16 protein-coding genes are annotated in these 14,927 nt (G+C 31.7%); 2 read left to right on the top strand and 14 right to left on the bottom strand.

From position 1 onward, the window contains the following. Positions 1 to 32: 32 nt before the first annotated feature. From MEVAN_RS03560 to MEVAN_RS03530, 7 genes are all read right to left on the bottom strand, one after another. Entirely contained in the window at positions 33 to 1,043 is a 1,011-nt protein-coding gene (locus tag MEVAN_RS03560; protein ID WP_048059144.1) for a TIGR00341 family protein, read from the bottom strand. Between the two features lie 108 nt (positions 1,044 to 1,151). Further along, positions 1,152 to 2,000 (bottom strand): coenzyme F420 hydrogenase subunit beta, encoded by an 849-nt coding sequence (gene frhB / locus MEVAN_RS03555; RefSeq protein WP_011972503.1) that lies wholly within the window; start codon positions 1,998 to 2,000, stop codon positions 1,152 to 1,154. A 33-nt stretch (positions 2,001 to 2,033) separates the two neighbouring features. After that, positions 2,034 to 2,720: a coenzyme F420 hydrogenase subunit gamma gene (gene frhG, locus MEVAN_RS03550; RefSeq protein WP_011972502.1), complete on the bottom strand. Its 687-nt coding sequence runs from the start codon at positions 2,718 to 2,720 to the stop codon at positions 2,034 to 2,036. 22 nt (positions 2,721 to 2,742) lie between these two features. Further along, positions 2,743 to 3,258, bottom strand: a complete 516-nt coding sequence (gene frhD / locus MEVAN_RS03545; protein WP_011972501.1) for a coenzyme F420-reducing hydrogenase, FrhD protein — start codon at positions 3,256 to 3,258, stop codon at positions 2,743 to 2,745. Between the two features lie 92 nt (positions 3,259 to 3,350). Beyond that, the gene (gene frhA, locus MEVAN_RS03540) at positions 3,351 to 4,595 is read right to left on the bottom strand and encodes a coenzyme F420 hydrogenase subunit alpha (protein ID WP_232179333.1); all 1,245 of its coding nucleotides are present in this window, start codon (positions 4,593 to 4,595) and stop codon (positions 3,351 to 3,353) included. 209 nt (positions 4,596 to 4,804) lie between these two features. Next, positions 4,805 to 6,070: an MBL fold metallo-hydrolase RNA specificity domain-containing protein gene (locus MEVAN_RS03535; protein WP_011972499.1), complete on the bottom strand. Its 1,266-nt coding sequence runs from the start codon at positions 6,068 to 6,070 to the stop codon at positions 4,805 to 4,807. Between the two features lie 160 nt (positions 6,071 to 6,230). Continuing rightward, positions 6,231 to 7,361: an amidohydrolase family protein gene (locus tag MEVAN_RS03530; protein ID WP_011972498.1), complete on the bottom strand. Its 1,131-nt coding sequence runs from the start codon at positions 7,359 to 7,361 to the stop codon at positions 6,231 to 6,233. Between the two features lie 115 nt (positions 7,362 to 7,476). Between MEVAN_RS03530 and MEVAN_RS03525 the strand changes: the two genes are divergently transcribed. Then, positions 7,477 to 8,115 carry a thymidylate synthase gene (locus MEVAN_RS03525; RefSeq protein WP_011972497.1) on the top strand — a complete coding sequence of 213 codons (639 nt, stop codon included), beginning with the start codon at positions 7,477 to 7,479 and terminating at the stop codon, positions 8,113 to 8,115. Between the two features lie 25 nt (positions 8,116 to 8,140). On the opposite strand, the gene MEVAN_RS08985 is transcribed toward MEVAN_RS03525, so the two are convergent. The 5 genes from MEVAN_RS08985 to rnhB all read right to left on the bottom strand — a co-directional run bounded on the left by MEVAN_RS08985 (position 8,141) and on the right by rnhB (position 11,678). Further along, positions 8,141 to 8,317 carry a hypothetical protein gene (locus tag MEVAN_RS08985; RefSeq protein ID WP_198002523.1) on the bottom strand — a complete coding sequence of 59 codons (177 nt, stop codon included), beginning with the start codon at positions 8,315 to 8,317 and terminating at the stop codon, positions 8,141 to 8,143. A 240-nt stretch (positions 8,318 to 8,557) separates the two neighbouring features. Further along, positions 8,558 to 9,634 (bottom strand): transglutaminase-like domain-containing protein, encoded by a 1,077-nt coding sequence (locus tag MEVAN_RS03520; RefSeq protein ID WP_011972495.1) that lies wholly within the window; start codon positions 9,632 to 9,634, stop codon positions 8,558 to 8,560. Positions 9,635 to 9,692: 58 nt separating this feature from the next. Beyond that, positions 9,693 to 9,983, bottom strand: coding sequence for a PspC domain-containing protein (locus MEVAN_RS03515; RefSeq protein ID WP_011972494.1), 291 nt, complete (start codon positions 9,981 to 9,983; stop codon positions 9,693 to 9,695). A gap of 103 nt (positions 9,984 to 10,086) precedes the next feature. After that, entirely contained in the window at positions 10,087 to 10,944 is an 858-nt protein-coding gene (locus MEVAN_RS03510; protein WP_011972493.1) for a tRNA (adenine-N1)-methyltransferase, read from the bottom strand. Then, positions 10,944 to 11,678: a ribonuclease HII gene (gene rnhB / locus MEVAN_RS03505; RefSeq protein ID WP_011972492.1), complete on the bottom strand. Its 735-nt coding sequence runs from the start codon at positions 11,676 to 11,678 to the stop codon at positions 10,944 to 10,946. The genes MEVAN_RS03510 and rnhB overlap by 1 nt, the downstream gene beginning before the upstream one ends. Positions 11,679 to 11,795: 117 nt before the next feature. On the opposite strand from rnhB, the gene MEVAN_RS03500 reads away from it, so the two are divergent. Continuing rightward, positions 11,796 to 12,881: a formate--phosphoribosylaminoimidazolecarboxamide ligase gene (locus MEVAN_RS03500; RefSeq protein WP_011972491.1), complete on the top strand. Its 1,086-nt coding sequence runs from the start codon at positions 11,796 to 11,798 to the stop codon at positions 12,879 to 12,881. 94 nt (positions 12,882 to 12,975) lie between these two features. On the opposite strand, the gene MEVAN_RS03495 is transcribed toward MEVAN_RS03500, so the two are convergent. Together MEVAN_RS03495 and rpsJ are read right to left on the bottom strand one after the other, a co-directional pair. Further along, a complete protein-coding gene (locus tag MEVAN_RS03495) occupies positions 12,976 to 14,289 on the bottom strand; it encodes a phosphomannomutase/phosphoglucomutase (RefSeq protein WP_011972490.1) in 1,314 nt (437 codons plus the stop codon). Positions 14,290 to 14,571: 282 nt separating this feature from the next. Continuing rightward, positions 14,572 to 14,880, bottom strand: coding sequence for a 30S ribosomal protein S10 (gene rpsJ / locus MEVAN_RS03490; protein WP_011972489.1), 309 nt, complete (start codon positions 14,878 to 14,880; stop codon positions 14,572 to 14,574). Positions 14,881 to 14,927 lie beyond the last annotated feature (47 nt).

Below are 14,927 nucleotides of genomic sequence, written 5' to 3'. Positions count from 1 at the left end.
AAGTTCATAGATTAAGTTATCTATTTTTAGACTTATATTATTTTCAAACCACCGTTACTAAAATACAAAATTACTATTGTAAGTAATAAAAGGTTTAAAAACCAAAATATTATTCCAATAATTGATAATTTTCTTGCTTTTTCAATTTCCCACCATTTATACGGGGTTATTCCATAAAAATGGAATAATATTGCAGAAGAGAAATTAACTGCTATTAAGTTTACGAGAAACAATAAAATTATTGGTACTGATTCAATATAATATCCTGAACCGACCATGAGTCCAAATGCAACAAGTGGAGGCATTAAAGCAACCGCAATCATAACTCCAACAACTGTTGATGAAATTTCTGGAATCAGTATTGAAAGGGTCCCAACAAGTCCCGCACAAATTGCAATAACTACATTTTGAATTCCAATATTCATTCTAGATGCTATTTGCGGGTTATCTGGACTAACGTGCATTAAAGAACCAAGTAGTATTGATAATAATACAACTGTTAAAATTCCTGCAAGTAAATTTTTAATTGATTTTTTCGTGAGACCTAAATCCATAACTGCCATAGAAAATGTAAGTGAAATCATAGGCGTTAAAAAAGGGGCAATTATCATTGAACCAATAATTAATGCAACATCATCTTTCCATATTCCAATGGATGCGACTAAAGCTGCTAAAAATAATAAAGAATAGTATTCTTTTGAAATTTTTGAAACATCCCCTATTTTACCGATAATTTCTTGTCTTGAAATTCTTTTAGGTGATTTATTTTGTAGCTCTTCTTTTAGTTCTTCTTTTTTAAGTTCTGGAATTGTTGAATTAGGTTCTGTTACAATAATTCTAAAATTTGAACCCCCGTACGTTACAGATAATGTATCGACTGTTTTTTCAGTATTTTCTGAAAATACAAGTAATCTAATTACTGTATATTTTAATTCTTCAGATATGCTGTACCATATTATATTGGATACATCTCCTTTCAATGACTCTTCATACCCACAGTAAATTTTTTTAGGGACATAACACTCGATAAGTCTCAAGTTCAAGATAAATCCCCTCCTTAAGTATAATAATATTATCATTTTAGGAGGTAATATATCTGTCGAAAAAAATTCTTAAATAATTAAAAAAATAAATAAAAAATTTTAAAAGAATTAATATGGAAGTGGTAACCCAATTTCTTTTCTATGTTCTCTTTCCTTTGCATTTTTCTCCTTTTTTTGGAGGGCAAGTTTTTGAACTAAGTCAAGTCCGGGTTTTACTTCTTCAATAAGCCTGGTTTCAAGAGCTCCTGCCTTAATCATCTTGTTTAAATAGTCGTCTCCTTTTCCAGTTCTAACAAAGATTGTACTCCATCCGTCAGGGCTACCAACTGAACCGGTTGAAAGATCAGCAAGTTCTGCAGTGTAGTCCATACATATGTGGCATGAAACTTGTTCATAAGGGTGAGTATCTTTTAAAGCAACGGTTTTTACGTCGCCCCACTTAGTGTAAACCCAGAACTTACCTTTTCCAATATCCGTCTTAACAACATCTTCCATTCTAACTCCACAAAGCTCTTCAACGATAGTTTTCATACCATTATATGGGAAGTTTTCCATACAAAATATACCCATAATTAAAGCAATTTTGTCTGGAACGTGCCTATATCCAATTGGGTATTTTATTGCCTTTCTTATTGACTGAATTTGGCAAGGAGTTCCAACAAAACCTATCTTGTCACACCCATACTCTCTCACAGCACTTTTTATTACTGAAAGGTTTGGACAGGTGGTATATTTTGTTCCAGCAGCACTTAAAACTTCGTCTTTTGTTGTAGCAACTTTTGGAACTGCCGTAAATTTGTCTTCTTTATCGGCAACTATTACGCCGTCAAGAAGTCCATTTTCTAAACCGTAAATATATGCGGCAGAAATGATACCTCCGTCTTGCGATTTCTTAAGTATCTCTTTGTCTGCAGCTCTTGCAGAAACTGCTTTTATATATTTTCCAAAGGGATCCATCTAATCACCTTTTTTTATTTTCCATATTTGCAATTATTCAATATTTCCAATCAATTCAGGGAATCTAATTCTTGGACACTGTACTGAGCATGCACCACACTTTATACAAATTTCTTTGTCAACTAACGGCCTTCCTGCATCCATTGAAACTGCCCTTGTTGGACATGCTGCAGCACATGAACCGCAACCCATACAAAGTGACTTATTAATTACTTTTACAAGTAGGTCGCATCCACAGGCTTCAGACCCGTATTTAGCAAGTTCAGCAAACGGTTCTAAGTATTCCATATCGCCTTTTAGTGCTGCCTCAATAACTGCAACAATAGCTTCAGGTGATGGAGGACATCCTGGAATTGCAAGGTCACATTTCACAACTTCAGTTAATGGGGCAAATGAATCGTGAATTGGTTTTGACATCTGGTTTCCTTTACAGAATCTTGTAATATTTCCACTAGCTGCACATGCCCCTAAAGCAACCAATATTTTTGCTTTTTTTCTGGATTCAAGTGCGACTTCAAGTGCGTGGTGGTCGCTTAAACAAACGCTACCTTCGAGTAATATAATATCAACATTATCTGGAACTTCTTTTACATCCGCAAGTGTTTGGGAGTAAACTAATTCAATAGCTCCCAAAACGTCTAAAAGCTTTTCATAGGTGTCTGCGAGGGAAACTAGACACCCACAGCAGCTACTTAATTGCACGTGGGCAACTTTTACCATGGCTTTTCTCCTCCCTTTTTGATTATTGTCCCCTAAATTCAGAAAGTATCAAGTCTACGGCAAGATCTACAGAATTTTGAACTTCTTCAGATAGCCCAATTACTACGTCAGGTTCTGAAACATACTTTTTCTGACAGCCAATTACTTTAAACTCAATTTCATGAGGTGCATCTCTACAAACTCTATAGAGCGTAGTTGAAAGTGGCCAGTCGTGGCTGTCAAGTTTAGTATGTTCGGGTTTTGGTAGATCTTCTTTTTCAAGTATTTTAATTTCCCCAGGTTCTAGTCCGTAATCGATTATATCCACGACAATAATTTTTTTAGTCCTTGATTCACTATCAATTAAGGTTAGTACTTGTTGTGGAGCCCCTGCTCCAGCATCTACCAGTGCAATATTTTCTTTTTCTTCTTCAGTAAGTACTTCGTGTAGTTTTTCGATTACGTGTACACTAAATCCATCGTCTGCAAACAGTATATTTCCGCAGGCAAGAACCATATTTTCTTTTAGCAAGTAAGAAGGGGTTAAACTATAATCCATGTCAATACCATTGAAATTTTTGAATTATTTGAAAGACATTTTAGCTTTTAAAGGTCCATTTGGTTCCCTTTTAAAGCCATTTTTTTCAAGAATTAAAATTCTCTTACTTCTATAACTTTTTTAGTCTGTTCATCTTTTACAATGACGTGCGTAGCACATGATGCTCATATATCATAAGCTCTCATAATTACTTCTGCATATTTGTGGTGGTATCCTTCAATAGCTTTTTCGACAGCCGGGAAGTTCCACGTTGATGCAGCAATAATGTTGTAATTTTCAATTCTACCGTCTTTACCCATTTTAGCCATGTGGGTGTTTGTGGCCCTTGGAGCTTCATGTACTCCGATACCAAAGCTTTCTTTAGCTTTTGAGTAGTCGGGAGTTATTTTTGTAGCACCGTTGATATTTAATTCATCAATGAGTTCTAATGATCGTTTAACAGCTTCGAAGTTTTCTAATGCTCTTGCAAGGTTGAGATCCATTGCTCCGCCGCCTGATTTAAAGTTTCCGTATTTAACCATTCTTGCTCTTGGGCCCCCTTCTGCGGGGTTTCCTCTATAGAATGGAATCTGGTTTGTAGCAGTTTCTGCAATTTCAGGATATGCAGCATAGAACCTTTGTGCCGGAACTTCTGTTACATCTTTCCAGTTAATTGCATCCCTATTGCCGAATGTGGTATCGGTTGCAATATATGGGTAGTCGTGTTTACCCAAATCCGGAATGCCAATTTCCCCTAAGTATCTTTCAATTAAAGTTTCTAATACCTCTAACATGGTGTTACAGTCTTTTTCATATTCCCTGCATGCATAGTAGAGTTTTGCCTTAGCTCTTTCAGAAATATTTGTTCTCATACCACCTACTACTAAGTTTGGCGGGTGAATACCTTCTCCACCAGTTACATCAACAACTAATTGTCCAGCTTTTCTCATTTTTTGGATTAGTTTAATTGCATCAACTCTTAATGTTCCTGATTCTTCAGGTTTTAATAAATCATCAGCAATTAACAAGTGATGTAATGGGTGTGAATGCATCCTGTTTCCTAAACCGAGTAATTCTCTTAAGATTTTACCATCTTCAGGAATTTCTGCATCAATTGCATTTTCGACAGCTTCACATGAAGCAATACCATGGGTTGCTTGGCAGATACCGCAAATTCTCATAACTGCAATAGGTCCAAATGCTGCAGGTTTTCCTTGCAACATCGTCTCGAAACCTCTTACTGGCGTGGTATTTGGGTAAAATGCTTTAGTTACTATTCCTTCGTCATCAACATTTAACACAAGTTTAGCATGCCCCTCATGCCTTGTTGTGGGGCTAATAGTTACAGATTCTGCCACACTAGTCACCTCCAAGGGTAAATATAAATACATTAGATTTTTTCTCTACGGGATAATATAAAGGGATGCTTCTTTAAAAATCTAAATATGGGAAAATAACATGTTAAATATCTAATGGACAATTAAATAATTAATTTTTCTAAAAATAGATTAATAATATGGATAATATAATAATTATTAAATTACTTAATAGGAACTTAAAATATTATTTAAAATAACGGTAAAATACTCCCGTTTGTAGGTGCGATTGCAGGAATTTTAAATGTCTTCCAGATGGTCATTGCTAATGAAAGAGCTTGATATCTTTCTCCGTGCATTACTATTGCCTTTTTTGGCTCAGGTATCTTTTTTAAATATCTTATAAGGGAATTATAATCGGCATGTGCAGAAAACTCAACCTTTATAACCGTCCCATTTACTGGAATTGCTCTTTTAAACGGGGTTATTTCTTTTACTCCCTCTTCAAGACTTCTACCAATGGTGCCTTCAGCTTGATAACCTGTTAATATCAGCTTATTTTTAGGATTTTTTAAAAGAGATAAGTACTGTAAAATTGGCCCTCCCTGAACCATTCCTGAAGTGGATATTATAATACACGGCTCTTTATTAAATACTTCATCAGAATTTTTTATTAGGTTTCCAAAGGGATTTATCCTGTTTTCAATTGTATTTTTTATTTTTGGGTTTAGCCATTCGGAATATCCCATGTACATTCCAATGGTGTGTGTTAAAGAACCATTAACATATATTGGAACTTCTTTTAGTGCTCCACTTTTCATGTAGTTATTTATAACAACAATAATTTCCTGAGATCTCCCAACAGCAAATACTGGAATTATTACCTTTCCACCGTTTTCAATAGTTTCAGAAATTTCATCAATAAGCTGCTTTTCTAAAACTTTTCTTGCAGGTTTAATGTCAAGTGGTGACCCGTAAGTAGATTCTATAATTATTGTATCAATTTCATCAATATCCGTATCTGCCGAACAGAGCGTTCTAGTTTCTATTTCATTAATATCTCCAGTATATAATAGTTTTTTTCCATCCACGTCTAAATAAATTGAAGAACTTCCTAAAATATGTCCTGCATCGTGCATTTTCATTTTTATGTCGGAAGTAACCTGTTTTTCTTCTCTGTACTTCACTGTTTTGATTACATCCATAGTTTTTTTAATATCTTCTTCTTTGTATATTTTCGAAAGATTTACGGTATCCTTCCATACGTTATACATTAAATCCGCTGTTGGAGGATTACAATAGACTTTTTTGAAGTTAAAATAAGGTATTGCACCGCAGTGGTCAAGGTGTGCATGTGAAACTAAAACTGCATCATATTCTGAGTCTTTAATATCAGGTAAACTATTGTCTGATGGATCCATCCCACAATCAAGGAGTATTTTTGATTTTTTAGTGTTTACCTCTACACACGATTTTCCAATTTGGTGGCATCCACCATGAAATTTTACAATTGCCATTATATCACTTAATCAAATAAATGTTCATTAAATTCCATAATTTTTAAATTTTTTATTAAATTTTTATTATTTTATTTTTTTAGAAACTTTTTAAAATTTATAAAATCTTTGAAATTTTTATAAATTATAAATTTATTTAAAATTAATTTTTTTATACAATTTATTTAAAATTTAAAAATGATTTATCCACATCTCCATTTTCAAGCCGAGTTACAACTGATGCAACCATATTCTTAGATGTTTTTAAGATATTGTCATTTTTTATAAACGTAAATATTCCTTTATATCCTTCGTCAATTAATCCAACGTTTTCAAGCCCCAATATCAAAGCAGAATTTTTTGTAGCCATTTTTAAAATTTCTTTCGGGTTTAAATGGTAAATTTTATAAATAAAATCCATTTCTTTAAATAATGAGGGCGAATTTGCCATAAAGTTGTCTGTTCCAATTCCTAGAAGTATTCCACTTTCATGTAATTTCAAAACATCTGGAAGCCCGATATTAAATGATGAATTTGCCCTTGGACACACTACGATTGGAATATTATTTTCTTTAATTAAGGAGATGTCTTCAGAACTTGAGTGAGTTGCATGTATTATAAAATCGGGCTTAACTTTCAACTTGATTAATCTTTCAATTTCTGAAAGTCCATATTTTTCCTTTGAGTAATCTACAGAGCCCTTATGTTCATTTGCGTGAATAGAAAATATTTTATTATTTTTCCTTTTAAAAACTTTACAAATTAACTTAAGTTCTAAGTTGGAGTACTCATTTGAACCGCTCAATCCAAGGCCTTCGCAACTATCCAAAATAAGGGATATTTCTTCTTTTAAATGTTTTTCATCATTTTTGGTAGGTCTTCCAAGAATTATTGGAGTTATAGATGAATTTGAACTTTTAAAAGCCTGTTTAAATAAATTTATCCCTTTAATGCCATTTTCACGGAAGTCACAAAAAGCTTTAACGCCATTATTTTCTAGCTCATAAAGCCCTTCTGACATCCCTTGAACCAATTCTTTATCACTACAACTATTTAAAAACTTATGTTTTAAACCATTTGGTGGTTTTACAAGTTCATCAAGAGTTTTTCCAATTCCAATATCTTTAATTGCGGAGTCCCCGATATGTGTATGGGCGTTAATTAATGGGGGTATTACTAACCCACGGTAGTTTATAGTTTTAAGATTGTGTTCATTAGTAAATCCTTTTATCATGCCATCTTCAATAACAAGGGTTCCTTTTACGAACTTAAATTCATTGCCATATAAAAAATTGGAATTTAAATAAACCATTTTTTAATGCACCTTTTTACAACAATTACTAAAAAAATTGTAAATCATAATTGTAAATCATAATATTAAAATATCATTTTAATTATCATATTATTAATCAGTTGGTGAAAAAGCAATGTTACTCTTAAAAAAACAGACAGTTAAATCTGCATTTGAAGAAATGATTCCAAGAATAATGAAATATGGTACTGATATGGTTACCGAAGATAATCAAAAATGTAAAGAAATAATGAATATGGTAATTGAAATTACAAATCCAAAAGACAAATCCATATCTAAATTGTATCCGCTTGGGGAACGGGCAGTTAAATCATATACTGAACAGTTGATAAATGGATGTACCGCAACTTTTGTTTATGATTACCATGAAAGAATTTTCAAATATCCAAACGATTTAAAGAATAGAAAATTCGATCAAATTGAATATATTGTAAACAAATTAAAAAGTGAGAAAAATTCAAGGCGAGCAGTTTCAATTACGTGGAACCCATATATTGATACTGAAGTAAAGGACGTTCCATGTTTACAATTTGTACAGTTTCTTATACGGGATAATAAACTTTATCAGACGGTTCTTTTCAGGTCAAATGATGCGTTTTTAGCATTCCACGCAAATGCAATAGGGTTAATTAGTCTTGGAGAATTAATTGCAGAAAAATTAGGAATTGAATTAGTAAGATATACTCATCATTCAGTTTCAATGCATGTTTATTTCGAAAGGGATGCAGATAATTTGAAAAAATTTAATTTTTAATGGTTTTTTAAAAATTAATAAATTTTTATTCTTTATTAGATACTTCCTTTAACTTCTTTTTTAATAATAGGTATTCTTTACAGTCTTCGATACTTTTAAAAGAACCTCTTTTCTTACAAAAATCAATAAATTCTTGAAGGTCGATATCCGGCTTACCTCTAAATTTACGCCATATATTTTTTACGGATTTTAAAATACTCATATTTAATTCCTCCATATTTTTTGTAATCGGTTGCAAAATCTTGCTAAAAATTAAAAACAATGTAATATCTGTACATATAATCTACTTTTTAGGTATTATATTAGTATTTTGATATAATAAAAATAGAAACGTTTTTATTTATTAAATTTTTTCAACGGTTAAAAAAGCATTAATTATTTTAAAAACCTTTTTTGAGGTTTTAATTTGTTTATGTATTAAATAATATTTTAGCTAAATTAACTATTTTTTAGCTAAATTTAATGTTATTGTAAGTTTTTTTCCGTCGTGAGAACTTTTTACCCAAATTTTATTATAATCTGAAATTCGGTAACCATTTAAGGCTGAATCTTTTTTGATATGCCAAAATACCCAATCGGAATATTGTTTATGAAAAATTGCATCGTAGCTAGTAACTTCAAAGAAATATTTCAAAGTTATGCCTTTTTCGTAACCTTTTGGAAGATAAGTGGTTGAATCAAGATATATAATATTTGAATCACTAGAAATATCGTAATTTTTTTCAAACAACGTCATTATATTCCTTGAAAGGCTTGGAATACTTTCATATTTTTCAGCCGAAATATTGTAATCAGCTACACTTTCAAACCCTACATCATAATGCACTTTTTCATCCCTTAATTCAATCCTGTAAAATGTTATATTATCTATTTGGTAGTTTTCGCTGTTTTTTTTGTAATCAATATAGCTGAAAAGCTCCAGTATTGGGGGATGCTGGTCTATAACATAGTAATTTCCATATAAATTTACTGCAGTGGCTGCATGACCGGGGTTTCCTTTAGATTCAAAATTAAGGATATATATCGGAGAATAATTTTGATTTAAAAGAATTGATGCAGTAAGGAGAGAGTAATCCATACAAATTCCTTTTTTCTTCAATAAAGTTTCATATGGGGTTTGTATGGTATTATTATATGGGTCGTTTACTTCTATTTTTCCGTTAACCCAATACGTAATTGTAGGAGTCTTTAAAAGTGCTTTTTCGTAATCGTATTCAATGTTTTCGCTTTCAAAAATTATTATATTCCATATAGATTCTTCTATTGAATTTCCTTTCAATGCATTTGAAATATTTTTTGTTTTTAAAAGTTCTTCTTTTGATAAGTAAACCTCAATTGAATCTTCAAAGAAGTATTTTGGGAGTTTTTCGGAAGTATATTTTACCGGATAAAGCCCAGATTTATCTAAAATATTTAAAAAATCAGCTGTATCAAAACTTGTATGCATAAATGAGAATGTTGAATATGCTAAAAAGGAAATTACAAGAAAGTATGTTAATTTTTTGGTATTTGATTTCATTAAAGCACCCTAACTTTAAAAAAAGCTGTTAAAAGAATAAATTGATTATGTTTTTAGGTTAGTTACTTTCTTTATATTTATCGTTTTTTTCTTCAACATTTTCTACTTTTAAATTATCCAAACATTCTTCAGAATTTTTTTCATCCTTAAAATTATAAAATACCCCTTCAGGTTGTATGGGGATAATTACTGCTGCTATAATGTATGCAATTAATACTCCTGGGTTTATAATGAATAATAACACCCATAAGAGCCTCATTAATGTTGGATCTATATTGATATATATTGAAAGCCCTCCGCACACACCCGCAAGCATTTTTTCGTTTTTAGATCTATAAAGTCTTTTCATAATACCCCTTTTTTATTTTATTACGATAATATTATTTAATTAAATAATATATTTAATTAAATTGGTATTTAAAAATTTCATGCAACAACGAGGGATATGCATTTTATTCTAAAGTTTCCTTTTTTACAAATTTATTTTCTTCTTTTCTTTCAGGGCATACTCTTGCAGTTGTAATGTATCCAGTATGTCCTATCATCCTTGTTGAAGGCCTTACTCCTTTTTCTGAAATTTCAATGTCTCTAACAATACATTCAACAGTTTTTATGTCCAAAAACCCATGTTCTTTCAGAGCCTCAACTCCTTTTTTAGCTTGTTCTACATATGGGACATATATTGCAATTCTTCCCTTTGCCTTATTCAATGCCTTTTTTGCATGGGGCACAACATTCCAAGGGTCAGGCATATCTAAAACAACTACGTCTACATTTTCTTCATCAATTCCGTCTGTAACATCCCCTATTTTTTGAATTACATTGTAAAGCCCTTTTTCTTCAAAAGTTCCTTCTTCAATTTCTTCTTCAAAACCAGTAATTTTTTGGTTTTTTCTAACTGAATTAACGATCTCCAAATTTTTCCTTGCAACAACTGCAAATTCAGGTCTTTTTTCGTAAGTTACTACCTTACCTTCTTTTCCAACGGCGTTTGAAAGGTATATTGTAAGGGCGGCAGAACCAGTTCCTGCTTCAACAATAAGTTCCCCATTTTCAACTCCACATTCTGCAATAATTAATCCTATATCTTTTGGAAGGAGGGTTGTAACAGTTCTTTTCATTTTTTTAACAATATCATGTATTGTAGGTGTTAAAACATAAAATTCTCCGCCTTTATGGGTTGTTAAGTATGAACCATCATCAATTTCTTTTAAATCAACAACGCCCATATCATTTCCAAAATTTTCAACGTCCCTATTTAACAAGTATTTTTTTTCACGACTGTCTATAATTAATCTTTTATTATTCATTATTTCACCCATTTATGGAGTTTTGATTCTTCAAATTCTTTTAACAATTTTTTTGAGGTTGCCCAACTTCCTCTAGCAATTTTAGGTAGTTTTTTATGTTCTTTTACAAATCGTTTTAAAAATTCTTTAGTTTTTGGATCACCCGGATATCCGCTTCCAATGTCTCCGAATTCTTCTTTGTATGATTCAATAATATTATCCCGTGTTACTTTGGCAATGATTGAGGCAGCTGAAACAATTTTGTATTTTTCATCAGCCTTATGTTCAGCAATGATTTCTACTTTTTTATTAATAAGTTTTGCTTTAAATTGATTTAAAAAAGACTGCTCACTGCTACTACATGCATCGATAAATATTTTTACATTTTCATATTCCTTTAAAAAGTGATTTGAAAGCTTGGAAAATGCACTGAGTTCTATTTTATTTAAATTAGATGTTTTCATGTATTCGTCTATTTTTTCAGGAGCCAGTACAATTTTTTGAACTTCAAAGCATTCATTAATAATATTGTAATATTCTTCCCGCCTTTTTTTCGTTAACTGTTTACTGTCCTTTAAATCAAGACTGTTTATCTTATCCAAATCTTTTTCGGTGACTTTTACCACTGAAATAACCATTGGACCAAGTACTGGCCCTCTTCCGGCTTCATCAAGTCCTAAAATTATCTTTTCATTTAGTATTTTGGATGGATTATTAATCGATTCATTTAAATTATTTTTGTAATTTTTATTCATTTTATCACGTAGACTAGTTGACTGGAAACGTATAAAAAATAGTAACACGAATATACCTATGCTTGAATATTGTACATACTACTCTATTTTAAATACCCTATAGACCATGGTGGTAAAATGATTCCAAAAGAAGAAATAATGGGGATTTTTGAGAAATACAACAAGGATGAGATAACTATCGCAACTGTTGGGAGCCATACCTCCTTACACATCCTAAAGGGAGCAAAGTTGGAAGGTTTTTCAACTGCCGTAATTACTACTAAAGATAGAGATGTTCCTTACAAAAGATTTGGAGTAGCAGACAAATTCATATATGTTGATAAATTTTCCGATATTTCAAGCGAAGAAATTCAAGAACAACTACGGGAAATGAACGCAATTGTTGTTCCACACGGTTCATTTATTGCTTATTGCGGGTTAGACAATGTGGAAAGTACATTTAAAGTTCCAATGTTTGGCAATAGGGCCATTTTAAGGTGGGAAGCGGAAAGAGACCTCGAAGGGCAACTTTTAGGCGGCAGTGGTCTTAGACTTCCAAAAAAATATAACAGTCCAGATGAAATTGATGGGCCAGTAATGGTTAAATTCCCAGGTGCAAGGGGGGGTAGAGGATACTTCCCATGTTCTTCAACTGAAGAATTCTGGAGAAAAATTAACGATTTCAAGGCTAAAGGCGTTCTTTCTGAAGAAGATGTTAAAAAGGCACATATTGAAGAATACGTAGTTGGTGCAAACTACTGTATTCATTATTTCTATTCGCCATTAAAGGATAGGGTAGAACTAATGGGTATTGATAGAAGATACGAAAGCAGTATTGATGGACTTGTTAGGGTTCCTTCAAAAGACCAGTTAGAATTGGATATTGACCCTTCATACGTTATCACTGGAAATTTCCCAGTAGTCATAAGGGAAAGTCTGCTTCCACAAGTGTTTGATATGGGGGACAAGTTATGTAAAAAGGCAGAAGAACTTGTAAAACCTGGAATGCTTGGGCCGTTTTGCTTACAGTCACTATGTACTGAAAACTTAGAACTCGTTGTATTTGAGATGAGTGCAAGATCAGACGGTGGAAACAACACCTTTATGAATGGAAGCCCATATTCATATTTATATAATGCTGAACCACTAAGCATGGGTCAAAGAATTGCAAAAGAAATCAAATTGGCTCTTGAGCTCAAAATGATAGAAAAAGTTATATCCTAACTTATTTATTTTTTATTCAGCATTAAAATAGGGTATTTAAATTTATTTAAGTATATTTAGGTTTATTTAAATTGAATTTACAGATAAAAAAAGTTTAAGAAGTTATTATCCCTTTTATTTCTTCTAATTTCTCTTTCATAATATTTTCAGAATCTGCTTCAATATTAAGTCTTAAAAGTGGCTCAGTATTTGATGAACGAACGTTAAACCAGAAATTTTTACAGTATACGGATATTCCATCTAATTTTTCAATACGGCATTCATTTTCATAATTTTTTTCAATCGTTAAAATTGCATTTTTTTGGTCAATTACTTTAAAGTTTATTTCCCCACTATGAAAATATTTTTTATATCCCTTTGCAACTTCTGAAAGTGGCTTTTTTTCATTTTCAACGGCTTTTAAGATATAATAAAGTGCTAATAACGGACTTTCAAAATATCCAATTGATTTAAAGTAAAAATGGTTGCTAAATTCACCAGCAAATTCTGCATCAATTTCATGCATCAATTTTTTTATGAAGTAGTGGCCAACTCTAGTCTTTATTGGGATTCCACCATTTTTTTCAATTACTTCAGGAACAATTTTGCTACATCTTAGGTCGTATACAATTTTTCCAGTTACTTCTTTAAGTATTTCGTTTGAGATAATTGCAGTAATTATGTCTCCTGAAAGTACGGCTCCCCTTTCATCAATTATTCCAAGCCTATCTCCATCTCCATCAAAAATTAAACCTATATCGCAGTATTCTTCCTTTACTAAAGAGATAATATCTTCTAAACACTCTTTTTTTAGGGTATCTGGTTCATGGGCTGGAAAATTCCCATCTGGAAACTCGTTAATAAATACTTTATTTATAATAACGTCATTTAGTATTTTTTTTTCAGCATGCGTTGTTACACCATTTGCAAAATCAACAGCGATTTTTTTAGACGTTTTTTCAATCTTTTTTTTAAAAAAGTCTTCGTATTTTGTCACAACGTCTGTTTTAATTTTTTCTAAATCAATATTTATTATTTCGAGCTTCTGTTTTTCGGATAAAGTGTATTTTTTAAAAAAAGGCTTTATTTCATCTATAGGGGAAAGAGGAATTCCAAATATATCACACATTTTAAATCCCGTATATTCTTTTGGATTATGCGATGCAGTTAAAACAATTCCTAGGTCAAAGTTATCCTTAGTTCCAAAATACATCAGTGGGGTAGAAATTTCTCCAGCGTAATAAACATCTGAGTTTTCAAGTAAACCATAGATAAGGGGTTTTAATAGTTTTTCAGAGCCGATTCTAATGTCTTGCCCTACAAGTATTTTTTTGTATTTTTCCCCAAGTAATTTTCCAAGAGAATATGCAAAATCGTCATCTAATTCATTTTTATAAATGCCCCTAATGTCATACGCTTTAAATACCAATTTACCACCGCTTATTAAAAAAGTTATACATGGGCATATTGTGTTTAAATTGTTATTAATACTTTATTAAAAAATAAAAAATATACCATAATTACTTTGAACAATGGTCGAAAAAAATCTTACTCCCTATCCACTTTGGAATAAGGTATAATTATTATACTCTCGTATTTATAAATAAGTTATGATTTAAATTTCTAAAATTTGAAAAAAAGAATTTTTATTGCAATCCTCATATCTCAGATTACAATATGTCTGGCTTTTGCAGGATTAAATGAACAAAAATTAGCTTCTTAATTCAATTTCTATCTGGACTGCGTCAGGAATTCTTACTTTCATGATGTGTTTCATAGTTCTTTCATCGGCTTCAATGTCAATGACTCTTTTATGAACTCTCATAGTCCACCTATCAAATGATGATGAACCTTCGCCGTCAGTTGATTTTCTTGTCGTGATTTTCAATGATTTTGTTGGTAATGGAATTGGTCCCGCCATATCTACACCAGTTTTTTCAGCAATTGCTTTTATCTGGTTGCATACGCTGTCTAATTCTTCGTGTTTAGTACTTGATAGTTTAATTCTTGCTTTTTGCATAATATTCCTCTCTTTTCCGTGTTTTAAATAAAAGGAATGGGAGTTAA

Origin of the sequence: Methanococcus vannielii SB (assembly GCF_000017165.1) — an archaeon.
Lineage (GTDB): Archaea > AGJL01 > Methanococci > Methanococcales > Methanococcaceae > Methanococcus > Methanococcus vannielii.
Note: the sequence above shows the minus strand (reverse complement) of the source record. Positions and strands in the feature narration are given on the sequence as shown.